The following is a 26,058-nucleotide window of genomic DNA, read 5'->3' on the forward strand; positions in this document are numbered from 1 at the left end:
TTCTCAAATCGCGCGAAGACTAAGCTGATTTGGCGCGCTTTGCCAGAACGTTCGACGGACAGCGGGTGGCCAAGCAAACACGGCTGCGTGACATTACGACGCGCTGGGCGACGCATTGGGCCGCCGCGGCATCAGACGCGGTGATAGGGGTGGCCGGACAGGATGGTAACGGCGCGGTAGAGCTGTTCGGCGATCAGCGTGCGCACCAGCTGGTGCGGCCAGGTCATCTTGCCAAGACACAGCGTGGCGTCGGCACGATCGTACAGGGAGGGATCGAGGCCGTCGGCGCCGCCGATCGCAATGGTCAGTTCGCGTTTGCCCTGATCGCGATAGGAGCCGAGCAGATTTGCGAAGGCTTCACTGTCGAGCGCCTTGCCGCGTTCATCGAGAAGAATGAGAATGCTGCCATCGGCAAGCGATTTCAAAAGCATCGCCGCCTCTTCACGCTTGCGGGTTTCCGCATTGGAGGCACGGCTTTCGGCCACTTCGGCAACACGGGTAAATTCGAGGCCGACGGCAGGGCCGGCCTTGGCAAAACGGTCGAGATAGCGGGCCACAAGATCCTTTTCGGGGCCGGACTTCAGCCGTCCCACCGCAAAAAGACCTATTCGCATTCATCCGCTCCCGCTCATGCGGCACATCGGGCGCACACTGCGCCACCGGCCGGCTTGTGATATTTTCCGGCCAGCCAATGCCACGTCTCAGGCGCCGGACAGAATGCCGGCCTGCCTGTCAGTGCCGTGTTTCTTCATCCATATCCGGAGCCGCCCACATCTTTTCGATGTTGTAGAACTCGCGGATTTCGGGACGGAACACATGCACGATAATGTCACCGGTGTCGATCAGGACCCAATCCCCGCCTTCCTGACCTTCGACGCGGGCCGTACCGAGGCCGTCGTCCTTAAGGTCGGTCAGCAGATGATCCGAGATCGCCATGACATGCCTGTTCGAGCGGCCGGAGACGACGATCATGTAGTCTCCCAGCGCCGATTTTCCGGCAATGTCGATGGTGACGATATCTTCAGCTTTGGAGTCCTCAAGGCTGGCGAGGACGGTTTCTAGGGCACGGGCGGCGGCATCGGCGCCACGTTCCGCACTCTTCGGGATAACGGCGAGCGTTTTTCCCTTGGCGTGTACTGTTGTCAGTGCTTTCCCTTTCCTGGAATGACAAACTATGCACAACACAGATCCGATCGAGACCGGATCATGGTTAAGATAGGCATCAAACCATTAATGTTTCAAGACATGCTAAGGTACGGAACGGCCGAAAATCCGATCTAACGTCCGAATTGAAGAATATTGCCACGCGGGCTGCTTCCGGCGGGCGGTGTACAGTTTCCATACCGCAGCGTAAAGTGCCGAAAATTCCGCGATCTCTGGATTCAATGACCGACTCAGCCGCAAAAACACTCGTTCCCGTCCTGCGAATCAGCTTCCCGGACCAGGATCGCCTCGGTCGCGGAAAGATGGAGCTCCTGGAGCACATCCGCTCGACCGGTTCGATCTCGGCGGCGGGGCGGGCGATGGACATGTCCTATCGCCGGGCATGGCTGCTCGTCAGCGAGATGAACCGGATGTTCTCTGAACAGGTGGTGGAATCGCAGCGCGGCGGGCAGAGGGGCGGCGGCGCGGTGCTGACGCCGTTCGGCGAGGAACTGCTCGAGCGTTTCCGCCGGATGGAAAAGACGGTGCGCACCAGCCTTGCCGACGATCTCGCCTGGCTCGAAGGCAAGCGCAATCTGCAACAGGGCAAGCGCGGCTGATCAGGCCTCCAGCGCAACCGTCTTGATGACGGCGAAGACCGCCCTTCCCGGCCGAAGATCGAGGCGCTCGCAGGAGAGCGTCGTGATCCGGGAAAGAATGATATCGCCGCCGCAATCGAGCCGGATTTCCACCGTTCCGTCCTCGGCCGCCGATATCTGCTCTATCCTTGCTTCCAGGATATTCAGCGCGCTGAGCCCCTCCGGCTTTGCGGTCGCCAACATGACATCGCGGGAGGGAATGCGGATGCGGGCCGATTTGCCGGGCGCAAGGGCCGCACCCGGAATATGGAGCCGGCAGGATTTCAGCGCGACGGTCGACAGGCGGTGAAGCGGATCGAAGCTTTCCACGGTGCCTTCGAGTAGCGCGCCCGCCTCGCGCCGATCGGCGGAGGTTGACGGACGGCTCAATATGTCGATGGCGGAACCGGTCGCTTCCACCTTGCCGTCGCGCATGACGACGACCTGGTTTGCCAGCCGCGCCACCTCTGCGATCGAATGGCTGACATAGACAATCGGGATGTCGGTCTCGTCGCGCAATCGTTCCAGATAAGGCAGAATCTCAGCCTTGCGCGCCTCGTCGAGGGCGGCGAGCGGCTCGTCCATCAGCAGCAGGCGGGGCGAGGAGAGAAGCGCGCGGCCGATGGCGACGCGTTGCTTTTCGCCGCCGGAGAGTTTCGCGGGGCTGCGCGCCAGCAGCGTCTCGATACCGAGCAGGTCGACGATGCGATCGAAGCTCTCACTGCCTGCCGTTCTCGCCGCGAACCAGCGGCCGTAGGAGAGATTGGCGCGAACGCTGAGATGCGGGAAAAGCCGCGCCTCCTGGAAGACATAACCGAAACGGCGGCGATGTTTCGGGACGAAGATGCCGGTTGCGGTGTCGGTCAGGGCCTCGCCGTCAAGGGCGACGCGGCCTGCGTCCGGGCGCGCGAGGCCGGCGATGATGCGGATCATCGCGGTCTTGCCGGAACCGGAACGGCCGAACAGCGCGGTGACGCCACGCTCGGAGGTGAAGGCGGCATCGAGCGAAAAGGCGCCAAGCTTCTGTTTTGCCTCGACGATCAGCGTCATTCCGGATCGATCCTCCGGCCGGCGAGACGGGCGAGGAATTCGGAGGCGAGCAAAGCGGCCATGGAAATGACGACGGCAACGAGCGTCAGGCGGAGTGCGCCGGCATCGCCGCCCGGAACCTGGGTAAAAGTGTAGATCGCCGCCGACAGCGTCTGGGTTTCGCCGGGAATGTTGGAGACGAAGGTGATCGTCGCGCCGAATTCGCCCATTGCCTTGGCAAAAGACAGGATCATGCCGGCGATGATGCCGGGCAGGGTCAGCGGCAGGGTGATCGTCAAGAAGACCCAGACAGGTCCGGCGCCGAGCGTTCCTGCCGCCTCCTCCAGCTTGCGGTCGACCGCCTCGATCGACAGGCGGATGCTGCGCACCATCAGCGGAAAGGCCATGATGGCGCAGGCCAAGGCCGCACCCGTCCAGCGGAAGGAGAGAACGATGCCGAAATACTCGTCGAGCAGGCTGCCGACCGGACCGCGGCGGCCGAACAGAATGAGCAGAAGGAATCCGGTGACGACCGGGGGCAGGACCAGCGGCAGGTGAACGACGCCATTCAGCACCGACTTGCCCCAGAAGCGGCCGCGGGCAAGCAGCAGGGCGACGAGGATGCCGAAGGGCAGGCTTGCCAGCATGGCGACGATCGAGACGCGCAGGCTGAGCAGGATCGCCGTCCATTCCTCATTGCTCAACCCCAACATGTCCAAATGCAGCTGTCTCCCTGGAAGTCTGGGGGCACGCCGGGGCGAGCCTCAGTTTGTTGACAATGCTCGTTCTTTACATGGCGTCATCCGACGCCTGCCCCTCATCCGCCTGCCGGCACCGACCGGGGTCAAGCCACGGGTCTCGACCCGTCCTTCAGACCCCCCGCTCGCGGGGCGAAGGGACCCTGTCGCACCGTCCTCCTCAACCTCAACGCGGCGTTTGCCACGTCCCTCGCCCGCGAGCGGGTTTGGGTGAGGGGCAATCCCACGGCACGAACAAGACAGCCTCTGCCACTTATCGATCGATGCAAATGCTTGGGGTACAAGACAAGCATCACGAAACACTAATTGGTCGACTATTTCAGAATCGTGAAACCCTGCGCCGTGAAGAAGGCAGCAGCCCTGTCGGATTTCAGGAAGTCGAGATAGGCTGCTGCATCCGGGTTCTTGCTCTCGTTAAGGATTGCGATCGGATACATGATCGGCGGGTGGGAATCGGCCGGGAAGGTGCCGACGACGGCGACACCCTTATCGGCTGCGGCATCCGTCTGGTAGACGATGCCATAAGGCGCTTCGCCGCGGGAGACGAGGGCAAGGGCGGCGCGCACGCTTTCGGCGCCGGCGACCTTGCTTTCGACCGATTTCCAGACGCCGAGCTTTTCGAGCGCGGCCATGCCATATTTGCCGGCCGGAACCGATTTCGGCTCACCCATGGCCAGCTTGCCGTCACCCAGCAGTCCTGCAAGATCGAAGCCCTGCTTGATCTCGACCGGTTTTGCCTTGGCCTTTTCGGCAACGAGCACGATGCGGTTGCCGAGCAGATTGGACCGGGTATCGGCCTTGATCAGGTTTTTCTTGGCGACGTAATCCATCCAGTCGAGATCGGCCGAGATGAAGACATCGGCAGGAGCCGCGTTTTCGATCTGCTTGGCCAGGGCTCCGCTCGCCGCATAGGAGGCGACGGTTTCCTTGCCGCTTTCCTTGGCCCAGGCGGCGTTGGCGGCGTCGAGCGCATCCTTGAGGCTGGCGGCCGCAAAGACGGTGAGCTTTTCGGCTGCGGCAGCAGGCGCCGGAAGCGCTGCCGCGCCAAGCCAGAGGGCTGCGATCGCGGCGGTTGCCTGTTTCATCCATCGGCGGCGGTTCTGCATGATGTCTCCCCAGGTTTCGAAATATTGCGACGAATATAACGGGTGGGGTGCTTTGGCTAGGGATATATCCAGAAAAATATAACCATATCGGGCCTGCGTGTTCGCAACGCCCAATGGTTTTGGCATTGTTGAAGTGCATGGCTCGAACCGCAGCATGAGATCCAAAGGGGCGGAAATATCCAAACGACAGTTGGCAGACCGCAACGATTCCCGGCGGTAGAGTATGCTCCGTCGATTTCTGCCAAGAAAAACGGCAATGCCAAAGCCATAAGGCTGCACAGGATTGCAAGTGACGCATTGCTGCAATGCAACAATCGATATTCATCTTCCTGCGAAATATGGTACAACACACTCATCGAAACGGCTTCTCCTCCTCCCATAGCCGTTCGGTAGGATCGACAACACTCCTCCTCCCAGTTGTCGATCGAGTTTATAAGCCCGACGGATCTCCTCCCCCGTCGGGCTTTCTCGTTTTCGGGACATCCTTGGAAATCAAACTAAAGCGCGTCGCCGGGCGACGAGCCGTTGCGGATTGCCGTCGAGCTCAGGCCGGAGCGCGGCCCGTGGATGAAGGTCCAGGCCGGCGCACGCTTCTTCCAGAGAACACGGGCATCATCCTCGTCGACCCGGGCGAAATCGAAGGTCCTGGCCATTTTCGAGGAGAGGAAGGAGAGCGTCGCACCTGGCCGGTCGATCACCGCGATCGGGAAGGTGCGGGCAATCTCCTGCCATTTCTGCCATTTGTGAAAGGTCTGCAGGCTGTCGGCGCCCATGATCCAGATGAAATGCACATGCGGATTGCGGGCCTTGACGCGGGCAAGCGTGTTGGCAGTGTAGCTGACGCCGAGCGTCTGTTCGAAGGCCGTCACCTTGACGCGGGGGTCGGCGGCGACACGCTCGCTTTCGGCAATACGCTCGGCAAGCGGGGCGAGCTGGTTGCGGCTCTTCAGCGGATTGCCCGGGGTGACCATCCACCAGAGCTGGTCGAGGCCAAGCCGCTTGAGGGCGATCTCGGCGACCAGCGCGTGGCCCTGATGCGGCGGATTGAACGAACCGCCAAACAGACCGACGACCATGCCGCGCTCGCTGTGCGGCATGCGGAGATAGTGCCGGTCCACATTCTCAATCGTCACGTCTGGCTCGGTCGTCACCTCAGGGCCGCGTCTGTCCGGCACCATGCACCCGATATTTGAACGAGGTGAGCTGTTCGACGCCGACAGGACCGCGGGCATGCATCTTGCCGGTGGCAATGCCGATTTCCGCACCCATGCCGAACTCGCCGCCATCGGCAAATTGCGTCGAGGCATTGTGTAGCAGGATTGCTGAATCGACTTCGGTGAAGAAACGCGCGACGACGTCAGGGTCCTCGGCGATGACGGCCTCGGTATGGTTCGAGGAATAGGTCTGGATATGGGCGATGGCGCCCGATATGCCGTCGACGACGGCAACCGAAATGATCGCGTCGAGATATTCGGTCGACCAATCCTCCTCGGTCGCGGGCTTCATGCCGGGTGCGACCTTCAGCACCGTTGCCGAAGCGCGGATCTCGCAGCCGGCCTGCGCGAGAACCTCGAGCAGCGGCGTCAGATGCGTGCCGATCGCGGCGCCATCGACGAGCAGGGTTTCGGCCGCGCCGCAGATACCGGTGCGGCGCATCTTGGCGTTGACGACGATCTTCTTCGCCATTTCGATATCGGCCGAGGCATCGACATAGATATGGCAAAGGCCTTCGAGATGGGCAAAAACCGGCACGCGGGCCTCGTTCTGCACGCGGGCGACCAAGCTCTTGCCGCCGCGCGGCACGATGACGTCGATCGCACCCTCCAGGCCGCGCAGCATGGCGCCGACGGCGGCGCGGTCGGTGACCGGAACGAGCTGGATAGCATGCTCTGGAAGTCCTGCCGCCTTCAGGCCTTCAACCAGGCAGACATGGATAGCCTGCGATGAGCGGCGCGAATCCGAGCCGCAACGCAGGATGACGGCATTGCCCGCCTTGAGGCAGAGGGCGCCGGCGTCCGCCGTGACGTTCGGCCGGCTTTCGAAGATGACGCCGATGACGCCGAGCGGCGTGCGGACGCGCTCGATCTTCAACCCGTTCGGCCGGTCCCAGGCGGCGATGACTTCGCCGACCGGATCGGCAAGCGCGGCAATGGCGCGGATGCCCTCGGCCATTTCGGCCACACGCTTGTCGTTCAGCGTCAGCCGGTCGACGAAGGAGGCAAGCATTTCGGTGCCTTCGATATCCTTCAGGTCCTTGGCGTTCTCGGCAAGAATATGCGCCTTGTTCGCCAGGATCGCATCGGCCATGGCGTTCAGCGCCCTGTTCTTCACCTCGGTGGACGCAAAGCTCAGCGGTAGTGCGGCAGCCCTCGCCTTGCGGCCGATGTCGTTCATCAGCACGTCAATGTCAGGGCCTGGCGCCACGGTATCAAGCATAGCTCGCGTCCTTCTTCTGCCTTTCCGATTTCGAACCGATCTGGGCGGTCATGACCATGTCGTCGCGATGGACCATGGCGGCGCGCCCGGCATAACCGAGGATGGCGGCGATTTCCGCCGATTTGCGGCCGGCGATCCGGCGGGCGTCGTCGGCATCGTAGCTGACAAGACCGCGGCCGATCTCGCGGCCCGCCGGGCCGATGATCGCCACCGTATCACCGCGGCTGAAGAGGCCGGAAACGCTGCGCACGCCGGCCGGAAGCAAGCTCTTGCCGGCCCCGAGTGCAACGACGGCGCCGTCATCGACATGCAGTTCGCCGGCCGGCTGCAACTGCCCGGCAATCCAGGTCTTGCGGGCGGTGACAGGCGTGCCAGACGGCGCGAACCAGGAGGAACGCGCGCCGTTTTCGATTGCCGACAGCGGGCTGTCGGTCTTGCCCGACGCGATGATCATGGCGCAGCCCGATGTGGTGGCAATCTTGCCGGCATCGATCTTGGTGCGCATGCCGCCACGCGAAAGCTCGGAGGCCGCACCCCCGGCCATTGCCTCGATCTCCGGCGTGATCGCGGCAATCGTCTCCAGGAACGTTGCGTTCGGATCGAGATGCGGCGGCGCGGTATAGAGGCCGTCGATATCGGAGAGAAGAATGAGCAGGTCGGCGCCGGTCATGGTCGCGACGCGGGCGGCGAGGCGGTCGTTGTCGCCGTAGCGGATTTCGCTGGTGGCAACGGTATCGTTCTCGTTGATGATCGGCACGGCGCCGATTTTCAAAAGCTGATTGATGGTGGCGCGGGCATTGAGGTAGCGGCGGCGTTCCTCGGTATCTCCAAGCGTCAGCAGGATCTGGCCGGCGACGATCTCGTCGCGCGACAGGCTTTCCGACCAGGCACGCGCCAGCGCGATCTGGCCAACGGCGGCGGCCGCCTGGCTTTCTTCCAGCTTCAGCGCGCCCGAGGGCAGGTCGAGTACCGAGCGGCCGAGCGCGATCGCGCCCGAGGAGACGACGAGCACATCGATGCCCTTGGATTTCAGGCCGGCGATATCGGCGCACATGGCGTCGAGCCAGGCCTTCTTCAGCCCGGCCTTGCGATCGACCAGCAGCGCAGATCCGATCTTGATGACGATGCGGCGGTAGCGGCCGAGCGGCTTACGGCTGGTCATCGGCCTCGTCCTCGCCCTGAACCTCGCCCTTGTCCTCATCGGAGACGACCATGTCGCGATGGCGCAGCTTCGGCACCTTGGCCGGCTTCTCCTCGGTATTGGCCTCGACGATGATGTCGCGCAGGGCGCGCAGGACCTCGGTCATGCCCTTGCCGGTGACGGCCGAAATCTGGAAGGGCGTCTTGCCGCAGGCCTTGGCCAATTCCTTGGTCTTCTTCTTCAATTCGGCATCGTCGAGCAGGTCGATCTGCGACAGCGCCACGATCTCAGCCTTATCCGTCAGCTCGTTTCCATAGGCTTCGAGCTCGTGCTTGACCGTCTTGTATGCCTTGCCGACCTTTTCCTCCTGGGCGGAGACGAGGTGGAGCAGCACGCGGGTGCGCTCGACATGGCCGAGGAAACGGTCGCCGATGCCGACACCTTCATGGGCGCCTTCGATCAGGCCTGGAATGTCGGCGAGGATGAATTCCCGCTCGTCGATGGTGGCAACACCGAGGTTGGGATGCAGTGTGGTGAAGGGGTAGTTGGCGATCTTCGGACGGGCGCGGGTGACGGCAGCCAGGAACGTCGACTTGCCGGCATTGGGCAGGCCGACGAGGCCGGCATCGGCAATCAGCTTCAGCCGCAGCCAGAGGGTCTTTTCCTCGCCGGGCAGGCCGGGATTGGCCCAATCCGGCGCCTGATTGGTCGAGGTCTTAAAATGGGCGTTGCCGAAGCCGCCATTGCCGCCATGGGCGAGGCAGAAACGCTGGCCTTCGACGGTGAGATCGCAGATCAGCGTTTCCCGGTCTTCTTCGAAGATCTGGGTGCCTACGGGAACCTTGAGCGTCACGTCGCTTCCATTGGCGCCGGTGCGATTCCTGCCCATGCCATGGGTGCCGATCGTGGCCTTGAAATGCTGCTGATAGCGGAAATCGATCAGCGTGTTCAGTCCGTTGACAGCCTCGACCCAAACGTCGCCGCCGCGTCCGCCATCACCGCCATCCGGGCCGCCGAACTCGATGAATTTCTCGCGCCGGAAGGAAACGCTGCCGCCGCCGCCGTCTCCGGACTTGATATAGACCTTTGCTTCGTCGAGAAATTTCATTTTACTTCCAATATTCAGTGGCAGTTGGACGGCCGTCTTGGTCCATTCGATATAGGCGGTTCCGACGGAGGTCAAAGATTATCGTGAATTTCGTGAGCTATAACATACAGTACGGCTTCGGTCTCGATGGCAGATACGATCTGCCGCGCATTGCCCGGAGCCTCGAGGGGGCAGATGTCATCGCGCTGCAGGAGGTGACCCGCGGCTTCTCCCGCAACGGTTTTGCCGACATGGTGGCCGATGTTGCAGCCTTCTTTCCCGACTATTTCTGGGTGTATGGGCCGCCCTGCGACATGCATGTCGAGGCTGATGAAGGCGGGCTGCGGCCGGAGCGGGGCACCCGTTTCCAGTTCGGCAACATGGTGCTGTCGCGCTGGCCTGTTATTTCGACCCGGACGCTGCTTCTGCCGCGCAGCCGGACGATCGGCAAGATCAACCTGCAGCGCGGCGCAACCGAGGCGGTGATCAAAGCACCCGGCGGCGCGTTCCGCGTCTACTCCGTCCATCTCGACCATGTCTCTGCCGACGAGCGCATCCGCCAACTGCAATTCCTGAACGCGCAGATCAATGCCTTCGTCCAGGAGGGCGGGTCGCTGACGGGAGGCGGCGAATTCGATCTGCCGGAGCCGCCGCTGCCGGAAGATTACGTCATCATGGGCGATTTCAACATGGAGCCGGAATCGCCGGAATATTGCGCGCTTGCCGGTGCCGGCGGCGGATATTACGGCCGTATCGCCAGGGTCGGCACGCCGATCGACGCCTTTGCGGCGCTCTCGGCCTATCGGCCGGGGAGCTACAGCTGGATGGATCCCGAAGATCACGGCAAACGCATGCATCTCGATTATTGCTTCGTCAGTTGCGGCCTTGAGGGCCGGTTGAAATCCGCCCGGATCGATACGCAATCCGAGGGCTCCGATCATTTTCCCCTATGGGTTGAGATCGGGGATTGAGGGAGACGCCGCCGGGGCGGCGTCTCCTTTTCGGTTATGCGACCTTCCGCGGCTGCAGCATGCCCGGCTGCAGCACGGTTTCGATGTGCGACACCATGGTGTTGCGGGCGAAACAATAGATTTCGCCGCAACCCGTCATGCGGAAACCGAGCTTCTCCTGCAGTCGCAGCGAGGCCGGGTTGTCGGCGAAGACGCCGGAATGGACCGGCGTCTCCGGCATGCGGCGCGAGAAGCGCTCGATGATCGCCGCCACCGCCTCGCTCATATAGCCGCGCCGCCAGTAGTAGCGGTTCAGCCAGTAGCCGAGGTGCCAGCGGCCGTGACGCAACTCGATCGAGACGTTGCCGATATGGACATCGTCGTGACCGGTGATCGCCAGCGGCCAGTCGGGCAGGGTGCCCGAGGTGACTGGGATCAGCCAGTCCAGCGCATCCTGCCGGTCGAACGGCGCGGGTACGCGGGACAGCATGCGCGTGACCGCGAAATCGGAGAGCGATTCCGCGATCGCAGGCGCATCGCTCAGCCTGTGCGGGCGGAGCGTCAGCCTAGCGGTCGAGATGACAGGCGCGGGGCCGGGCATCATCGGCTTGAGCTCAGGCCTTTGCAGCGCGGTCGTGCTCATGCGATGTTCCCCCAGCTTCGGAGGGACATCCAGGTCTTGCGGTCGAGCCTGTACCATTCCACGGGCACGTTGCTGCCGAGCGCCAGCGAGGCAGCGAGCCCCGATCCCTGGAACTGGAAGCCGCACTTCTGGATGACGCGGCGCGAGGCGACGTTCATCACCCGGCAGCGCGCATCGATCTGATCGACGTCCTGGCGGGTTCTGAACACCATATCGACCAGGGCATGGCAGGCCTCGGTCGTATAGCCCTTGTTCCAATAGGGCTCACCCAGCCAGTAACCGATCTCGACGGTCTTGCCGTCGGCATGCGGCTCGACGCCGCAGCAGCCGATAAAGGCGCCGTTTTCGGCCTTGGTGATCGCATAGACGCACTTGCCAATCTCGCCATTTTTCGTGCGACGCACGAAGTCAGCAGCATCATTGGCGGTATAGGGGTGCGGCATACGCGATACCATGGTGGCGACTTTGGCGTTGTTGGCGAGATGGGCAAGGGCGTCGATGTCTTCTTCGTGGGGCGCGCGCATGACGAGCCTTTCCGATAACAAGACAGGGCAATCGGTCCTTAACCGCTCCGGCCTCAGCCGTTCTTCGGAAGACCGCTGGTCTTCCCGGGGCGACCGTGATTGGTCTGCCCTTAACAATTCGCCTTGCATGGTTCAGTCCTCCTTGAGGGGTAAAGAAAAAGGGGAGATGGCGCCCCATCTCCCCTGTTTTCTAGACTGAACCTGATACGGCCAGCCGGGTCGATGAGACGCCGGCTGTTTTTGAGCGCTACCGGCTTATTCCGCTGCTTCCGCTTTCGGCATGACAGACACGTAGACGCGACCGTTGGCCTTCGTTCGGTAGTTCACATTGCCGGCGGTAAGCGCAAAAATCGTGTGATCCTTGCCGAGGCCGACGTTGGAACCCGGATGCCACTGCGTCCCGCGCTGACGCACGAGGATGTTGCCTGCGATGACGGCTTCGCCGCCGAACTTCTTCACGCCAAGGCGCTTGGATTCGGAATCGCGACCGTTGCGCGAGGAACCGCCAGCTTTTTTGTGTGCCATTGGAGTTCTCCTTTAAACCTTGTCCCGTTGATCTTACTTGGCAGCCACGATGTCCGTGATACGGACGACCGTGTGATGCTGACGATGGCCGCGCGAACGCTTCGAATTCTGACGGCGGCGCTTCTTGAAGGCGATGACCTTCTTGCCGCGGTTCTGTTCGACGACTTCTGCCTTGACAGAGGCGCCGGTAACGAAGGGCGCACCGATCGCAGCGTCGGCGCCTTCGCCGATCACGAGCACTTCGGTGAATTCAATGGAATCGCCAGCGGTGGCTTCCAGCTTTTCGATGGTCAGCACGTCGTTGGCTGCCACACGGTACTGTTTACCGCCGGTCTTGATGACTGCGAACATTTTTTATCCTTTCATGTTCGTTCCAGCTCTCCTCGCTCCTTGAGCAAGGTGGCCGTCTTTTTATCAGTCGAAGTTAAGCAGGGATTTCAGAGGGAAACCTCGAACTCTTCCTGCCGGTGAAACGCCCCACGCAAGCGCAGGACAAGCAAGGCACGGATTTCTCCAAACCTATTGCGCAGCCGAGATACGCGAGCGACAAAAAAGTGTCAAGGCAAAAGGATGGAATGCTTCGACTTTTCGGCTTGCCAACCTGTCATATGCTCGTTATGAGAACGCCCGCGCCGAACAAGCGCCGACCAGACCGCGGAGAGGTGGCAGAGTGGTCGAATGCACCGCACTCGAAATGCGGCATACCTGCAAGGGTATCGTGGGTTCAAATCCCACCCTCTCCGCCATAACGCTTCAAGCGCATAATTTTCCTGCAAACCGCTGAAATACCGAGACATCAGAGCGGGAAGGCGCCGTAGCTCTTTCGGCGGACAAGCGGATGCCGGACTGCGGTGTCGCAGTTCCAGTGCGGATGCGTCAATAATCAATCTGGGCGAATTGCTTTTTAAGGCATTGCTGATGAAGTGCCGGCATGACAAAGCCGCCCCGCAAGCCTTCCAAGCCGCTGCTCGGTGAAGCCTACGAGCCGCTCCGCAGCCGACCGCACTGGCTGCGAGATCCCGCTCAGCCCAATCTTCCTCTCGATCCGATGCCGGACGACCCGGATTTGAACCAGGCCGAAGGTCAGCCGTACCCGCAGCGGGCGACCGACCGGGACATGGCGGCTCGCAACTTCCTGAGCTTCAACACGGCGATCTTGCTGGGGATCTTGTTCATTGCGATCGTCTTCAGGTTCCACAAGATCACCTTGCCGCTGGTCGACGGCTTCAGCTGGCGCGAGGTCAGCACCGCAATGATGGCCGACAATTTCCAGCAGCGCAGCTGGAACATCTTCTTTCCGGAGGTCAGCTGGACCGGGCCCGGGCCAAGCTATCAGGGCCGCGAGTTCCAGATCGTCAGCTATCTCACAGCCCTGCTCTACCAACTGTTCGGCTGGCACGACTGGTTCGGCCGCATGGTTGCGGCCTTCTTCAGCCTGGTGACGGTGTTTTCGCTGCACAGGCTGACGGCGCGCTGCTGGGGCGAGATGCACGCCCACGCGGCAGCACTTGCCTACGCGCTGATGCCGGCGTCGATCATGATCGACAGCTCGTTTCTTCCCGATCCCGCGATGCTGGCCTTGGTCACTCTCGGCGTCTGGCTGTTCGTCAGATATTGGGCCGGCGGCAGCGGTTGGCTCTTGCCGTTCGCCACGGTCAGCTTCTCGCTCGGCGCACTGTCAAAGCCGCCAGGCCTCGCTGCCGGTGCCATTATCTTCTATCTGATGGTCTGCTGGATTCTGGAGAAGAAGTGGAAGCAGGCGAGTGGGGTCTTCCTGTCGGGGCTCCTGAGCCTGGCCGTCATCGGCGCTTATTTCAGCTGGGCGATTTATCTCGGCCGCAGCTATCCGCCGTTTCATGTCGCCGGCACCGGCGGCTATATCTGGGAGGATGGCTTCCGGACATACCTCAGAAACAGGTTCTATTTCCAATCCGCGTGGAACACCTCGGCTTTGTGGTTCTACGGCTATCCGTTCATGGTGCTGTTTGCGGTCGGCTTGTGGATACCGCCCAGACCTGCCGAAGACCCTAGGCGACGCACCCTTTCGCGCATTCCCTATGTGTGGCTGGCTGCGGCCGTGATCGTCTATCTGGCGGCGGCCGGCGAGATCACCGGCAATGTGTGGAACTTCCACATCTTCCATGTACCGGTCGCGATATTCTCAGGCCGCGGCGCGCTTCTTCTGGCAACCCTTGCATCGAGAACCGTTCTAACGCCGGCGGTCGTGCTTCGCTCGATCTGCATCGTGGCGGTCGCACTTGCCTGGTCGACCCTTCCCCTCGTCAGGACGATGAAGAAGCCAATCGCCATGAAGGGCAAGCTGCTTGGCGAGGAACTGGCGCGGCTGGCGCAACCGGGCGACCTCGTCGTCGCCATCGCGCCCGAGGTCGGCGATCCCGTCGCAATCTACTACAGCAGGGCGCGGGGCTGGGTGTTCCCGCCCGGCGGAGGCGATGAGGAATGGTCGAAATTCGTCGCCGATGACGCCATTGCGATCGCGCAGCTGGAGGAGTTGCGCGCGCAAGGCGCGGATCTGTTCGGCGTTGCCAAGAACGCCACCGACAAACAGGACCTGCTGTTCGTCGAGCATCATGACGGGGTCATCGACTATCTGGACAAGACCGCAACCAAGCTTGTGGATTCGGATGATTTGCTGGTCTACAGGATCACTCGTCCATGAGAGCCGACAACAGTCGCTGCGGGCGCTCTCATTGTATGTCAGAGCCGTTTGATCTCTGTTTTATTGTATTTTCTTCACCCAGACTCCGACCTCATCGCCGCTGCTCAGATCGGGCTGCACCAGCCCATCGATCATGAAGGTCGGCGAGACATGGATGCCGTTCTGCCGGGCATATTTGCAATGCCATTTGATCTCCCGGTCGAGATCCGGAATTGCGAAGGCCTCCTTCAGCCTGACGCCGCTGTAGGTTTCCAGGCGCTCGATGGTCTGGTTCGGCGTCACGTCCATGTTCGGGCCGCCGGCATGGCGTTCAAACTCGAAATCCTCGCGATGGGCGGCAATGGCGGCCATCACTTTCTTGGCTGTCTGCTTGCCGCCTTCCAGCGTTGAGGCTGCGATGATGCAGCGGACAAGGACGCCCGAATACATATGCCAGGGTTGCGACTGCAGACGGATCTTCACGGTGATCCTGTCTTCGCCGGCTCGGCTCAGCAATTCGTCGAGCTTGTTGAACGCCCTGACCGAATAAGGGCAAGTCGGCTCCAGAAAGGCTTCGAAGATGCGGGAGCCAGTTCCCCAGGTGAGCGGATCTGCGTGCCAGGCGGTGGTCGTCATGGGATTCCTCTCTGAAGGCAAGGTATTTGAAGCGACTTAGGTCACCAGGCTCCAGAAGCCATGCTTCTTGCCGTGCCGGCGCTTGAGGTCCGCGACATAGACGTCATGGGATCTTGTGTTGCCAAAGTCATCGATATGAGGCGTAAGGGACGCGCAGTCCGCAAGATGCCTTGCGGCGTGTTTATAGCGGCTGGGCCTGTTGTTATCGAGGGCGAAATCGATCATGGAGCGCAAGAGAATGGTCGCCGCGAGCGGATGTTTCTCCGCCAGAGCTTCGGCCGCCGGCGTCATCAGTTCATAGAGATCGCCGTCGAGTTCGGCTTTCCTGATCACCACCAGTTTTGCCGCCTCGGCAGGCGCCGGCCAATTCAGGAAAAAGGCAAGCGCCTGATGGACGTTCGGGAAAGCCCGGGCATGGGCAAATGCCTTCTCCTCGGCGTCGAGATCGTCGAAATCCGGCAGCCGCTTGAGGAAAGCCCTGAGATGCTCGCCATCCAGCGCCTGCTCGAAGCGCCCCCATCGATAGGTTTGGGCCTCTTCGGCGCGCCCCAGGGCCTCGAGCGCGGCGACGCGAGCGAGCTGCCATTCGAATGGCATGTTGGCCCAGCCTCTCGCGTCGGCCTCATCCAACGTCTCAAGCGCTTCTTTCGCCCGCCCGGCCGAGAGCAGGCGATTGGCGATATCGGCCGCAATCATCGGCGCCTTGCGCGTTTCCTCGGGGTGCTGGCCAATGTAGGCATCAACATCGCCCTGGGCGTCGGCAATTTGCTGTAAGGCCATGCGCACCGTCAGATCCCGGTGAGTGCCGTAGATCTCATCCTCGTAAATCGGGCCTCCCGCGCCCCAGCCGATGACCTTGCGCTCATCTTCCGCCGGCTTGTCCTTCGGCTCCTTGGACCATTGGACGAAGAGGGTTTTCAACCGATCGATACCATCCTTGCCGAGGGCCGGCACCATCGCCGCAAGCAGGTTGTCGTACTGGCCGTAACCATTGTCCTGCACGGCTTTGAACACCTTATCGGCCAGAACATTGACGTCAATTTTGACGAGCCTGGCGATTGCAGCAGCATCCTCGCAAGCCTGGTGAAAACTTTGGATCAGTGAGCCGCCGCGGTCGTTGGATCTTTCAAAGATCGAATCCGCCATTGCGAGGAACTGCCATATCAGTTCGAAAGCCTCCCGGGGATCATCGGCGGCAATCGTCTCTGAGATCGTCTTGCGTTGAGTTTCCAGATCGGTCTTCAGCGCCTTCGCTTTGTGCCAGTTTATGACGGTGCGAGCGCGGGTAATGCTGGCAAGCCGCTTTCGCACCTCACGCGCCACTTCGGCGCTGCCGTGATTGCCGGCAAGCTCCATTCGAAGCCGTCGCTTGTGGGCGGCGCTGCCCGTGCTGATCTCGATCAGCAGCTCGGCAAGGCGCTGGACACCGAGGGATTCGAGATTCTTGGCATTGAGTGTTGTCTTGGCTGCCATCGGTCATCGCTGTCGTTTCTGCGGCTGACCCTACCCTGGAGCCGGTACGAGGCCAAGGTCGGGGAATGCATGCGAGGGATAATCCCCTGCTCCTCGATATTAGCTAAAAACTAACGCTGCCTCGTAACGACTCCTAAAGCCGGTTTTGGCACCTTGTTGCCTGTCGAATATTGCTTCCAAATTTCTCGCTGGGGTTGATTATGAGTCATAATAAGGACGCCTGGGTCAGCCAGCGCGCTTATTCGCTGTGGGAATCGGAAGGCAGGCCGGATGGGCGCGGGGAAAGCCATTGGGCGCAGGCGCTACGGGAGTTCGAGCAGCTGGAGCTGACGAAGGCCTCGCCTGATGGAAATGATCTTATCGAGAAGCTGAAGGCCGCGGGGCGGTTGATGCGTGTCTATGACGAGACGGTTCCCGCCGTCGAGAATGACCGGCAGATCAAGGCGGTTCGCTAGCCTGTATTTATAATCCCTGGGTTGCCGAAATATTCAGCGGCATTCCAGGCGGACGATCGGCCTTGCCGGCAGGCGTCTTGCCACTTCGACGAAGCCGGCATCCAGAAACATCGAGAGCGCTCCCGGATAGAGCTCGGCTCCGTTCGAAGCGCGGGCTGCCTGATCGACGGGGTAGGCTTCGAGGCATTCAGCGCCATTCGCGTTTGCGAATTTGACGGCGTGTTTCAATAACAATCGCGCCAGGCCCTGCCGCCGGAACGGTTTGCGGACGATGAAGCAATTGATCGACCAAACCGGTTTGTCGTCGACCGGCGCGAAGGGCTTTGAGCGGCGCAGCCGGTCGAATACGGCGCGCGGCGCGATACCGCACCATCCGGCCGGCTCGTTCTCGTGGTAGCCGAGAATGCCTGGCGGGCGCGGCCCGGCGACGAGGCTTCGAAACCAGTTGCGATTTCCCTCGCCCCATCCTGCCTTGTAGTCGGCATTCGGAAGATACCAGTAGGCGCAGCGACAATTCCGGCCGCCCGAGCAATCGTCGAACACCTCTTCTAGATCAGCCAGGCGGTCGGCGGTGGCGGGGAAGAAAGAGAAGCGATCCTGCATCCGGGCAAATTATGACGCAGACGGACGATCGGCAAGCGGTCGCCCGTGCCGGACGATCAGGCGAGGTTGCTCTCCAGCTTGAAATACTCATTCTTCAGCGGCCGACGTCGCCCGGCTGTCGCCGCCGGTCGGCATTCTCCGGCGCGCGGCCCGTCCTGACGCTACTGGCGTGCGGCCCAGCTCAAACCCCGCCGCAGGATGAGCGGCATATAGGGATGGTCGAATTCGGCAGCGATATGGCCGAGGGCGGAATAGAAGATGCGGCCGGCACCGAAATGGCGCTTGAAGACGACGGGCATCACGACATTGCGGGCCGCCGGATCGTAGGCACCGGTGAAGGTGGTGGTCGCAAGGATTTCGACCGTGGGATCATAGTGGAGATAATATTGCTCGGAACGGTAGTCGAAGTCGGGAATGCCCTCCATCACTGGATCGTCCTGGCGGGTGACGGCGACACGGAAGTCGATGATATTGCCGGGATGGGCCACCCAGGTGACGCCGGAAACATATCGGAAAGGCGCGCTTTCCTTGAAGGACGTGGCAAGGGCGCCGTGATGGCCGGCGAGCCCCAGCCCGCCGCGCACGGCTTCGACCAGGGCCGCGGCATGAGGCTTTTCGAGCGTTTCGCCGGTAATGATGGGCACCAGCAGATCGGCCTGCGCCAGCGTCGGTGATCCGAATATTCCGAGATCGCCGGTCACCTCGACCGTAAAATCGTCTTCACGCAGCAGGTCGGCGACGATATGAGCGCATTGCTCCGGCTCATGACCCTGCCAGCCGCCCCAAACGACCAATGCCTTTCTCATTCGTGCCCTCCCTGGCTGATGTTGCAGACCGTTGCATCACATGGTGGTACAAGGCCCTTAGATCGGGCGGCTATGCAAATCACGCGAATAATTTTCGAATATCGCCGATGCGGCCCAAATTGCGGGGCGGGCGGCGTCATTGTCGTTCGGCGTTGGAGTTGAAGTCATCGATAGGGCCGCCATGGCGACGAATCGCGCATCGATTGAAGTGGCATCGGCATTTGACGTATTGTCTGTTCACGCCGATCGCAGTTCTTTCTTTTTATTGACGTGTATCTCGTCTAGGTTTCCCTCATCTCTCACGAAGAATAGGGTGGTGCATGGCAGGTGAAACGGTTCTTGTTGTCGGCGGCGCCGGCTATATCGGGTCGCATACGTGTCTCGACTTGGCGAACAAGGGTTATACGCCTGTCGTCTTCGACAATTTTTCGAACGGCCATCGCGAGTTCGTCAAATGGGGGCCGGCCGAAGAGGGCGATATTCGCGATCGCGCCCGGCTGGATGAGGTGCTGGCAAAGCACAAACCGGCGGCGATCCTGCATTTCGCGGCGCTGATCGAGGTTGGCGAATCGGTGAAAGATCCGGTTTCCTTCTACGAGAACAATGTGATCGGCACGCTGACGCTGCTTTCGGCGGCACAGGCTGCCGGCATCAACGCCTTCGTCTTCTCCTCCACCTGCGCCACCTACGGTCTGCCGCAGAGCGTGCCGCTCGACGAGACGCACCGGCAGGTGCCGATCAATCCCTACGGGCGGACGAAATATATCGTCGAACAGGCGCTTGCTGATTACGACCAATATAAGAGCCTGCGCTCGGTGGTGCTGCGCTATTTCAATGCGGCCGGCGCCGACTTCGAGGGCCGGATCGGCGAATGGCACCAGCCGGAAACGCATGCGATACCCCTGGCGATCGATGCAGCCCTCGGCCGCCGCCAGGGTTTCAAGGTGTTCGGCAGCGACTACGAGACCCGCGACGGCACCTGCGTGCGCGACTATATCCATGTGCTGGATCTTGCCGATGCGCATGTGCGCGCCGTCGAATATCTGCTGAAGGGCGGCGATTCCGTCGCGCTCAACCTCGGCACCGGCACCGGCACGACAGTCAGGGAATTGCTCGGCGCGATCGAGGAAGTGTCGAACCGGCCTTTCCCCGTCGAATATATCGGCCGTCGTGAAGGCGATTCGCATACGCTGGTTGCCAATAACGACAAGGCGCGCGACGTGCTCGGCTGGGTGCCGCAATATGATCTGTCCGAGATCATCCGCTCCGCCTGGGCCTGGCATGCAAAATCCAACCAGCATTGAGAAGGCGCGCCGGCCGAACATCCTGCTGATCACGGCCGACCAGTGGCGTGGCGATAGCCTGTCGGCTGTCGGTCACGCTTGCGTAAAGACACCTGGTGTCGATGCGCTGGCGCGGGAAGGCACGCTCTTCCGGCGGCACTATGCCGGGGCGGCACCCTGCTCGCCGGCGCGGGCCACACTCTATACCGGCCTTTATCAGATGAACCACCGCGTCTGCCGCAACGGTTCGCCGCTCGATGCCCGCTTCGACAATCTGGCGCTCGCCGCCCGGCGGGCCGGATACGATCCGACCCTGTTCGGCTACACGGATACCGCGCCCGATCCGCGCGGCATGGATGCCGGCGATCCGCATCTGACGACCTATGAAGGCGTGCTGCCGGGCTTTACGGCCCGCCAGCTTCTGCCCGAGCATGAAAAACAGTGGCTCTCCTGGCTCAGGTCCCGCGGCCATGCGAATGCCGTCAGCCGCGACATCCATATTCCGGTCGGTGCCGAAGCAGGCGAAATTTCAAATGCGGCGCCGGCCTATTCGCGCGACGAGGCCCAGACGGCGTTCCTGGCCGGCGAGTTCATTCGCTGGGTGGGCGAACAGGACAGGCCGTGGTTTGCACATGTCTCTTTCTTGCGTCCGCATCCGCCATTTTCCGTGCCGGAGCCGTTCAACCGGATGTTCAAGCCCGACGAGGGACCGGCTTTTGCCCGCGCTGCAAACCGCGACGCCGAACAGAATAGTCATCCTTATCTCGCCTACGAGATGCCACGCTCTGGCAAGGGCAACTTCATCTACGGGGCAACGGGGCCGCTCAGCGGCTGGAACGCTGAGGATTTTGCCGCGATCCGGGCGATCTATTACGGGATGATATCAGAGGTCGATGCGCAACTCGGCCGCATCTGGCAAGCCCTGAAGGATGCGGGCGCCTGGGACGACACGCTTATTGTCTTCACCTCGGACCACGCCGAGATGGCGGGCGATCACTGGATGCTCGGCAAGGGCGGTTTCTTCGACGGCAGCTATCATATTCCTCTTGTCATTCGCGATCCCGCAAGCAGTGCTGCGGGTAGGGTCGTCGACAAATTCACCAGCGCTGCCGATATTTTTCCCACCCTTTGTCAAAGGCTCGGCATCGACGCGAAGAACGGGCTCGATGGCCAGTCGCTCATGCCGTTTGTCAGGGGGGGGAGCGGACCGGGCTGGCGGGACGCGGCATTCTGGGAATTCGATTTTCGCGACATTGCGCATGGCGAGGCGGAGCGGCATTTCGGGCTCCGGTCCAACCAATGCAATCTGGCGGTGATCCGCGACGGACGGTTCAAATATGTGCATTTTACCGCATTGCCGCCGCTGCTCTTCGATCTTCTCAACGATCCGATGGAACTCGACAATGTCGCAGCGGATCCGGCCTATGCGGCGATACGGCTCGATTATGCCGAGAAGCTTCTGTCGCTGCGGGCACGGCATCTCGACCAGACGCTTGCCTATACCGAGCTGACGGAAAGAGGGCCGGTGACGCACCGACCCTGGTAGAGCATTGCCGTCTTCTTCGAATGACGGCAATGCTCTCTTTCTCTTTGTACGCAATTCCCGGCACAAGCGTTTCACGCTTTGCCTGGCAAAACCGCTGCACATTTTTGCTGGAATTGCTTTGTTCAGCCGAGATAATCGCGCTTGCCGATCGGGGCGCCCTGGTTGCGCAGAATGGCGTGAGCCGTCGCAACGTGGAAATAGAAGTTCGGCAGGGCGAAGGTGGCGATATATTCGTCACCGGGCAGCACGATACCGCTCTTTCCCGGCAGGGTGATCTGGCGGGTTTCCGTGCCTTCCAGCGCTTGGGCCGAGAAGCCGGCGAGATAGGCTTCGGTTTTTGCCAGGCGCTCGCGCAGGGCATCGAGCGTCGTTTCGTTGTCTTCGAACTTCGGGGCGTCGGTCGCGGTCAGGCGGGCGAGCGCGAATTTGGCGGTGTCGCTGGCGCGCTGATATTGGCCGGAGAGCGGCAGCATGTCGGGCGCAAGTCGAGCGGCGACCAATATGGCGGGATCGATATTCTTTTCCCTGGCATAGGCTTCGGCCTTGTCGAGGTAGGTTTTCAGGCTGGCGATGCCGCGCTGGAACATCGGAACGGTGAGGCGGTAGATCGAAATGGACATGTGTCCTGTCTCCAAAATCTTCAAATGATTGGGCCGCGGCAAAAGATCAAAGATGCCTGCGGCTCTGGGCCTGTCTTCGACCTCGCATAGATGGATGCTCGCTTCGTCTTTCACAACGGCGGAAATGCAGGTGCTGGCCGTGAAGGCCCACGGCATTGCGCTTCATCCATATCCGGTCGCCGCTAAAGAGGCTTGACGCCGTTCCCAGAAAATGGAATGAATATTCCGCAGAGCGGATTTGACGGTTTGTTTGTTCCGTTTTGCAGAGCGCCGCGGGAGAGGTGGCGCGGGGAAGTTGCGGCTTCAGGGCAAATGCCTGGAGCTCCGGCGTGAGGAGGGTGCAGCCGGGCACCGCTTTGTGGAGGAAGTGAAATGAAAAAGTTTATCCTGGGCACTGCGATGGCGCTCGTCATGTCGACGGCGGCTCACGCAGAAACCGTCGGCGTCTCGATGGCGAAGTTCGACGATAATTTCCTGACAGTTCTGCGCAACGGCATGACCGATTATGCAAAGACACTCAGCGGTGTGACGCTGCAGGTCGAAGACGCACAGAACGACGTGTCCAAGCAGCAGAGCCAGATCCAGAATTTCATCGCCTCCAAGGTCGATGCGATCATCGTCAACCCTGTCGATACCGATGCGACGACGGCGATGTCGAAGCTTGCGGCCGATGCCGGCATTCCGCTGGTTTACGTCAACCGTCAGCCGGTCAATGTCGACACGCTGCCGGAGAAGCAGGCCTTCGTCGCCTCCAACGAGCAGGAATCCGGCACGCTGGAAACCAAGGAAATCTGCCGCATTCTCGGCGGCAAGGGCAAGGCCGTGGTGATCATGGGCGAGCTCTCCAACCAGGCTGCGCGCATGCGCACCCAGGACATTCATGACGTCATCAAGACGGATGAATGCAAGGGGCTGGAGATCGTCGAAGAGCAGACGGCCAACTGGGACCGCACCCAGGGCGCCGACCTGATGACCAACTGGCTCTCCAGCGGCATCGAATTCGACGCCGTCATCTCCAACAATGACGAAATGGCGATCGGCGCCATCCAGGCGCTGAAGGCAGCCGGCAAGGATATGACCAAGGTCGTCGTCGGCGGCGTCGACGCCACCCAGGACGCGCTTGCCGCCATGCAGGCGGGTGATCTTGACGTCACCGTGTTCCAGGATGCCGCCGGCCAGGGCAAGGGCTCGCTCGACGCGGCGCTCAAGCTTGCCAAGGGCGAAAAGGTCGACAAGAAGGTCTATATTCCCTTCCAGCTCGTCACGCCTGAGAACGTCAAGGACTTCGTCACCAAGAACTGAGGCGAATGCCAAGCAGGATGCGGGCCTTGCCCGCATCCTTTCCGCCTGTCCGTATCCGGAGGAGATGATATGGCCGTCAGCCCGACAACCATGGCCGCCGTGCGCGCCAGTGGTGCAGTTCCGAATGCGGAATATCTCTTGAGCGCCGAGGGCGTTCGCAAGGAATTTCCGGGTGTCGTCGCGCTCGACGACGTGCAGTTCCGGCTGAAGCGCGCCTCGGTGCATGCGCTGATGGGCGAAAACGGCGCCGGAAAATCGACACTGATGAAGATCCTCGCCGGCATTTATATCCCCGACAAAGGCGATATCCGCCTGAAAGGGGTCGAGATTCGGCTGAAATCTCCGCTCGATGCGCTGGAGAACGGGATTGCCATGATCCATCAGGAACTGAACCTGATGCCGTTCATGACGGTCGCGGAAAATATCTGGATTCGTCGCGAACCGAAAAACCGCTTGGGTTTCATCGATCACGGCCTCATGCATCGCATGACCGAGGAGCTGTTTGCCCGGCTCAATATCGAGATTGATCCCGATATCGAGGTCCGGCACCTGTCGGTCGCCAACCGGCAGATGGTCGAGATCGCCAAGGCGGTTTCCTATAAGTCCGACGTGCTGATCATGGACGAGCCGACCTCGGCGCTGACGGAGCGCGAGGTCGAGCATCTTTTCCGTATTATCCGCGACCTCAGGGCCCAGGGCATCGGCATCGTCTACATCACCCACAAGATGAACGAGCTTTTCGAGATCGCCGATGAGTTCTCCGTCTTCCGCGACGGCCGATATATCGGCACGCATGCCTCGACCGACGTCACCCGCGACGACATCATCCGCATGATGGTCGGGCGCGAGATCACCCAGATGTTTCCCAAGGAAGAGGTGCCGATCGGCGAGGTCGTGCTCTCCGTCAAGGATCTCTGTCTCAAGGGGGTCTTCCACGACGTTTCCTTCGATGTCAGAGCCGGCGAGATCCTCGGCGTGGCAGGCCTTGTCGGTTCCGGCCGATCGAATGTTGCCGAAACGCTGTTTGGCGTGACGCCGGCAAGCTCCGGCTCGATCGAACTCCACGGCAAGCCGGTGACGATTTCTTCTCCGACCGAGGCCATCCGTCACCAGATGGCGTTCCTGACCGAGGACCGGAAAGATACCGGCTGCCTGCTGATCCTCGATATTCTCGAGAATATGCAGATCGCCGTTCTGCAGGACAGATACGTCAAGCGCGGCTTCGTGCAGCAGGGCGCTATCGAGGCAACCTGTGAAGACATGGCAAAGAAACTGCGCGTGAAAACGCCCAATCTTTACGAGCGGGTGGAAAATCTTTCGGGCGGCAACCAGCAGAAGGTGCTGATCGGACGCTGGCTGCTCACCAATCCGCGCATCCTTATCCTCGACGAGCCGACGCGCGGCATCGATGTCGGCGCCAAGGCGGAAATCCACCGGCTGGTCGTGGAGATGGCGCGCAACGGCGTGGCGGTGGTGATGATCTCGTCCGAGATGCCTGAGGTTCTCGGCATGAGCGACCGCATCATGGTCATGCATGAGGGACGCGTGACCGGTTTCCTCAATCGCGACGAAGCAACGCAGATCAAGGTGATGGAACTGGCTGCGCAGTGATGCGTCACCGGCAATCGCCCAAGGGAGGTTTGACATGACTACCAAGGCAGCAGAGGGCGGAGCCCCGCTCGCAACCCGGCAAAGGCGGCGGCGCATACCGACCGAGCTCAGCATTTTCCTCGTGCTCGTCGGCATCGCGCTCATCTACGAGGTGCTCGGCTGGATGTTCATCGGCCAAAGCTTCCTGATGAATTCGCAGCGCCTGACGATCATGATCCTTCAGGTCTCCGTCATCGGCATCATCGCCGTCGGCGTCACGCAGGTCATCATCACCGGCGGCATCGACCTTTCGTCGGGCTCTGTCGTCGGCATGACGGCGATGATTGCAACAAGCTTCGCCCAGTCGTCGACCTGGGGACGGGCCGTCTTTCCGTCGCTGACCGACCTGCCGGCTTTCGTGCCGATCATAATCGGCCTGCTGATCGGAGCGGCAGCCGGTCTGGCGAACGGCGCACTCATCGCCTATACGAAGATCCCGCCGTTCATTGCAACGCTTGGCATGTTCGTTTCGGCCAGAGGTGTCGCCAAGTGGTATACGAAGGGACAGCCGGTTTCCGGGATCACCGAACAGTTTCATTTCATCGGAACGAAAGCCTGGCCGGTTGTCGTCTTCCTGGTCGTTGCGCTGATCTTTCACATTGCGCTGCGCTATACCCGCTACGGAAAATTCACCTATGCGATCGGCGCGAACCCGCAGGCGGCACGCGTGTCCGGCATCAACATCGAGGCGCATCTCGTCAAGGTCTATGTGATTGCCGGATTGCTTGCCGGTCTCGCCGGGATCGTCACGGCGGCACGTGCTGAAACCGCACAGGCCAGCATGGGCGTCGGCTACGAACTCGACGCGATCGCCGCGACCGTCATCGGCGGCACCTCGCTGACCGGCGGCGTCGGGCGCATCACCGGCACCGTCATCGGCACCATCATCCTCGGCGTCATGACCTCCGGCTTCACCTTCCTCAGGATCGACGCCTATTACCAGGAGATCGTCAAGGGTCTCATCATCGTCGCGGCTGTCGTCATCGACGTCTACAGACAGAAGAAACGACGCAAGCACTGATCTCTCATGGTTTTTTACGGGGGC

General features: G+C 61.3%; 27 protein-coding genes, 1 tRNA gene and 1 pseudogene. 11 read left to right on the forward strand and 18 right to left on the reverse strand.

The window, feature by feature from the left end:
• Positions 1 to 131: 131 nt before the first annotated feature.
• Both rlmH and rsfS read right to left on the reverse strand, forming a co-directional pair.
• Positions 132 to 614, reverse strand: coding sequence for a 23S rRNA (pseudouridine(1915)-N(3))-methyltransferase RlmH (rlmH, locus tag FHT69_RS20960; protein ID WP_063473856.1), 483 nt, complete (start codon positions 612 to 614; stop codon positions 132 to 134).
• 118 nt (positions 615 to 732) lie between these two features.
• Positions 733 to 1,176, reverse strand: a complete 444-nt coding sequence (gene rsfS, locus FHT69_RS20965) for a ribosome silencing factor (RefSeq protein ID WP_032984631.1) — start codon at positions 1,174 to 1,176, stop codon at positions 733 to 735.
• Between the two features lie 209 nt (positions 1,177 to 1,385).
• Between rsfS and FHT69_RS20970 the strand changes: the two genes are divergently transcribed.
• Positions 1,386 to 1,763 (forward strand): winged helix-turn-helix domain-containing protein, encoded by a 378-nt coding sequence (locus tag FHT69_RS20970; protein WP_028759070.1) that lies wholly within the window; start codon positions 1,386 to 1,388, stop codon positions 1,761 to 1,763.
• Here FHT69_RS20970 and modC read toward each other — a convergent pair whose 3' ends face one another.
• From modC to obgE, 7 genes are all read right to left on the reverse strand, one after another.
• A complete protein-coding gene (gene modC, locus FHT69_RS20975; RefSeq protein WP_183905913.1) occupies positions 1,764 to 2,831 on the reverse strand; it encodes a molybdenum ABC transporter ATP-binding protein in 1,068 nt (355 codons plus the stop codon).
• Positions 2,828 to 3,529, reverse strand: a complete 702-nt coding sequence (modB, locus tag FHT69_RS20980; protein ID WP_183905914.1) for a molybdate ABC transporter permease subunit — start codon at positions 3,527 to 3,529, stop codon at positions 2,828 to 2,830. The genes modC and modB overlap by 4 nt, the downstream gene beginning before the upstream one ends.
• Positions 3,530 to 3,882: 353 nt before the next feature.
• Positions 3,883 to 4,674 carry a molybdate ABC transporter substrate-binding protein gene (modA, locus tag FHT69_RS20985; protein ID WP_183905915.1) on the reverse strand — a complete coding sequence of 264 codons (792 nt, stop codon included), beginning with the start codon at positions 4,672 to 4,674 and terminating at the stop codon, positions 3,883 to 3,885.
• 497 nt (positions 4,675 to 5,171) lie between these two features.
• A complete protein-coding gene (locus FHT69_RS20990) occupies positions 5,172 to 5,852 on the reverse strand; it encodes a nicotinate-nucleotide adenylyltransferase (protein ID WP_183905916.1) in 681 nt (226 codons plus the stop codon).
• Positions 5,827 to 7,110 carry a glutamate-5-semialdehyde dehydrogenase gene (locus FHT69_RS20995; RefSeq protein ID WP_183905917.1) on the reverse strand — a complete coding sequence of 428 codons (1,284 nt, stop codon included), beginning with the start codon at positions 7,108 to 7,110 and terminating at the stop codon, positions 5,827 to 5,829. The genes FHT69_RS20990 and FHT69_RS20995 overlap by 26 nt, the downstream gene beginning before the upstream one ends.
• The gene (proB, locus tag FHT69_RS21000; RefSeq protein ID WP_028757229.1) at positions 7,103 to 8,272 is read right to left on the reverse strand and encodes a glutamate 5-kinase; all 1,170 of its coding nucleotides are present in this window, start codon (positions 8,270 to 8,272) and stop codon (positions 7,103 to 7,105) included. The genes FHT69_RS20995 and proB overlap by 8 nt, the downstream gene beginning before the upstream one ends.
• Positions 8,259 to 9,359 (reverse strand): GTPase ObgE, encoded by a 1,101-nt coding sequence (obgE, locus tag FHT69_RS21005; protein ID WP_028757230.1) that lies wholly within the window; start codon positions 9,357 to 9,359, stop codon positions 8,259 to 8,261. The genes proB and obgE overlap by 14 nt, the downstream gene beginning before the upstream one ends.
• Before the next feature lie 83 nt (positions 9,360 to 9,442).
• On the opposite strand from obgE, the gene FHT69_RS21010 reads away from it, so the two are divergent.
• Complete coding sequence (locus FHT69_RS21010; RefSeq protein WP_183905918.1) at positions 9,443 to 10,309, forward strand: endonuclease/exonuclease/phosphatase family protein; 867 nt, start codon at positions 9,443 to 9,445, stop codon at positions 10,307 to 10,309.
• Positions 10,310 to 10,343: 34 nt separating this feature from the next.
• Here FHT69_RS21010 and FHT69_RS21015 read toward each other — a convergent pair whose 3' ends face one another.
• From FHT69_RS21015 to rplU, 4 genes are all read right to left on the reverse strand, one after another.
• A complete protein-coding gene (locus FHT69_RS21015) occupies positions 10,344 to 10,931 on the reverse strand; it encodes a GNAT family N-acetyltransferase (protein WP_063473853.1) in 588 nt (195 codons plus the stop codon).
• Positions 10,928 to 11,584 carry a GNAT family N-acetyltransferase gene (locus tag FHT69_RS21020; RefSeq protein WP_028757233.1) on the reverse strand — a complete coding sequence of 219 codons (657 nt, stop codon included), beginning with the start codon at positions 11,582 to 11,584 and terminating at the stop codon, positions 10,928 to 10,930. Before FHT69_RS21020 ends, FHT69_RS21015 begins: the two co-directional genes overlap by 4 nt.
• 126 nt (positions 11,585 to 11,710) lie before the next feature.
• Positions 11,711 to 11,980 (reverse strand): 50S ribosomal protein L27, encoded by a 270-nt coding sequence (gene rpmA / locus FHT69_RS21025; protein WP_003567620.1) that lies wholly within the window; start codon positions 11,978 to 11,980, stop codon positions 11,711 to 11,713.
• A gap of 33 nt (positions 11,981 to 12,013) precedes the next feature.
• On the reverse strand, positions 12,014 to 12,331 hold the full coding sequence (gene rplU, locus FHT69_RS21030) for a 50S ribosomal protein L21 (RefSeq protein WP_003543907.1): 318 nt from the start codon (positions 12,329 to 12,331) through the stop codon (positions 12,014 to 12,016).
• A 305-nt stretch (positions 12,332 to 12,636) separates the two neighbouring features.
• On the opposite strand from rplU, the gene FHT69_RS21035 reads away from it, so the two are divergent.
• From FHT69_RS21035 to FHT69_RS21040, 3 genes and pseudogenes are all read left to right on the forward strand, one after another.
• Positions 12,637 to 12,726: transfer RNA gene (locus FHT69_RS21035), tRNA-Ser, on the forward strand.
• Between the two features lie 185 nt (positions 12,727 to 12,911).
• Positions 12,912 to 13,034, forward strand: a pseudogene (locus tag FHT69_RS34315) (ATP-dependent DNA ligase); the annotation flags it as partial.
• Entirely contained in the window at positions 13,029 to 14,660 is a 1,632-nt protein-coding gene (locus FHT69_RS21040; RefSeq protein WP_028757234.1) for an ArnT family glycosyltransferase, read from the forward strand. The pseudogene FHT69_RS34315 and the gene FHT69_RS21040, both read left to right, overlap by 6 nt.
• A gap of 60 nt (positions 14,661 to 14,720) precedes the next feature.
• Here the strand turns inward: FHT69_RS21040 and FHT69_RS21045 are convergent, their stop codons facing one another.
• Both FHT69_RS21045 and FHT69_RS21050 read right to left on the reverse strand, forming a co-directional pair.
• Complete coding sequence (locus FHT69_RS21045; protein WP_028758422.1) at positions 14,721 to 15,275, reverse strand: DsbA family protein; 555 nt, start codon at positions 15,273 to 15,275, stop codon at positions 14,721 to 14,723.
• A 36-nt stretch (positions 15,276 to 15,311) separates the two neighbouring features.
• Entirely contained in the window at positions 15,312 to 16,748 is a 1,437-nt protein-coding gene (locus tag FHT69_RS21050; protein ID WP_063473852.1) for a DUF6880 family protein, read from the reverse strand.
• Positions 16,749 to 16,948: 200 nt separating this feature from the next.
• On the opposite strand from FHT69_RS21050, the gene FHT69_RS21055 reads away from it, so the two are divergent.
• The gene (locus tag FHT69_RS21055) at positions 16,949 to 17,203 is read left to right on the forward strand and encodes a DUF2934 domain-containing protein (protein ID WP_028757237.1); all 255 of its coding nucleotides are present in this window, start codon (positions 16,949 to 16,951) and stop codon (positions 17,201 to 17,203) included.
• 33 nt (positions 17,204 to 17,236) lie between these two features.
• On the opposite strand, the gene FHT69_RS21060 is transcribed toward FHT69_RS21055, so the two are convergent.
• Together FHT69_RS21060 and FHT69_RS21065 are read right to left on the reverse strand one after the other, a co-directional pair.
• Complete coding sequence (locus FHT69_RS21060; protein ID WP_028757238.1) at positions 17,237 to 17,806, reverse strand: GNAT family N-acetyltransferase; 570 nt, start codon at positions 17,804 to 17,806, stop codon at positions 17,237 to 17,239.
• Positions 17,807 to 17,967: 161 nt separating this feature from the next.
• A complete protein-coding gene (locus FHT69_RS21065) occupies positions 17,968 to 18,612 on the reverse strand; it encodes a ThuA domain-containing protein (protein WP_063473850.1) in 645 nt (214 codons plus the stop codon).
• Between the two features lie 320 nt (positions 18,613 to 18,932).
• On the opposite strand from FHT69_RS21065, the gene galE reads away from it, so the two are divergent.
• Complete coding sequence (gene galE / locus FHT69_RS21070; protein ID WP_028757679.1) at positions 18,933 to 19,916, forward strand: UDP-glucose 4-epimerase GalE; 984 nt, start codon at positions 18,933 to 18,935, stop codon at positions 19,914 to 19,916.
• Positions 19,894 to 21,441 (forward strand): alkaline phosphatase family protein, encoded by a 1,548-nt coding sequence (locus tag FHT69_RS21075; RefSeq protein WP_183905919.1) that lies wholly within the window; start codon positions 19,894 to 19,896, stop codon positions 21,439 to 21,441. Before galE ends, FHT69_RS21075 begins: the two co-directional genes overlap by 23 nt.
• A gap of 122 nt (positions 21,442 to 21,563) precedes the next feature.
• Here the strand turns inward: FHT69_RS21075 and FHT69_RS21080 are convergent, their stop codons facing one another.
• On the reverse strand, positions 21,564 to 22,061 hold the full coding sequence (locus tag FHT69_RS21080; RefSeq protein WP_028757739.1) for a DUF1993 family protein: 498 nt from the start codon (positions 22,059 to 22,061) through the stop codon (positions 21,564 to 21,566).
• Between the two features lie 372 nt (positions 22,062 to 22,433).
• On the opposite strand from FHT69_RS21080, the gene FHT69_RS21085 reads away from it, so the two are divergent.
• From FHT69_RS21085 to FHT69_RS21095, 3 genes are all read left to right on the forward strand, one after another.
• Positions 22,434 to 23,363: a sugar ABC transporter substrate-binding protein gene (locus FHT69_RS21085; protein WP_028756155.1), complete on the forward strand. Its 930-nt coding sequence runs from the start codon at positions 22,434 to 22,436 to the stop codon at positions 23,361 to 23,363.
• Between the two features lie 69 nt (positions 23,364 to 23,432).
• Positions 23,433 to 24,974, forward strand: a complete 1,542-nt coding sequence (locus tag FHT69_RS21090) for a sugar ABC transporter ATP-binding protein (protein ID WP_028757414.1) — start codon at positions 23,433 to 23,435, stop codon at positions 24,972 to 24,974.
• Between the two features lie 34 nt (positions 24,975 to 25,008).
• Positions 25,009 to 26,034 carry an ABC transporter permease gene (locus FHT69_RS21095; protein WP_028757415.1) on the forward strand — a complete coding sequence of 342 codons (1,026 nt, stop codon included), beginning with the start codon at positions 25,009 to 25,011 and terminating at the stop codon, positions 26,032 to 26,034.
• Positions 26,035 to 26,058 lie beyond the last annotated feature (24 nt).

It is taken from the genome of Rhizobium sp. BK008 (assembly GCF_014197345.1).
Classification (GTDB): Bacteria; Pseudomonadota; Alphaproteobacteria; order Rhizobiales; family Rhizobiaceae; genus Rhizobium; species Rhizobium anhuiense.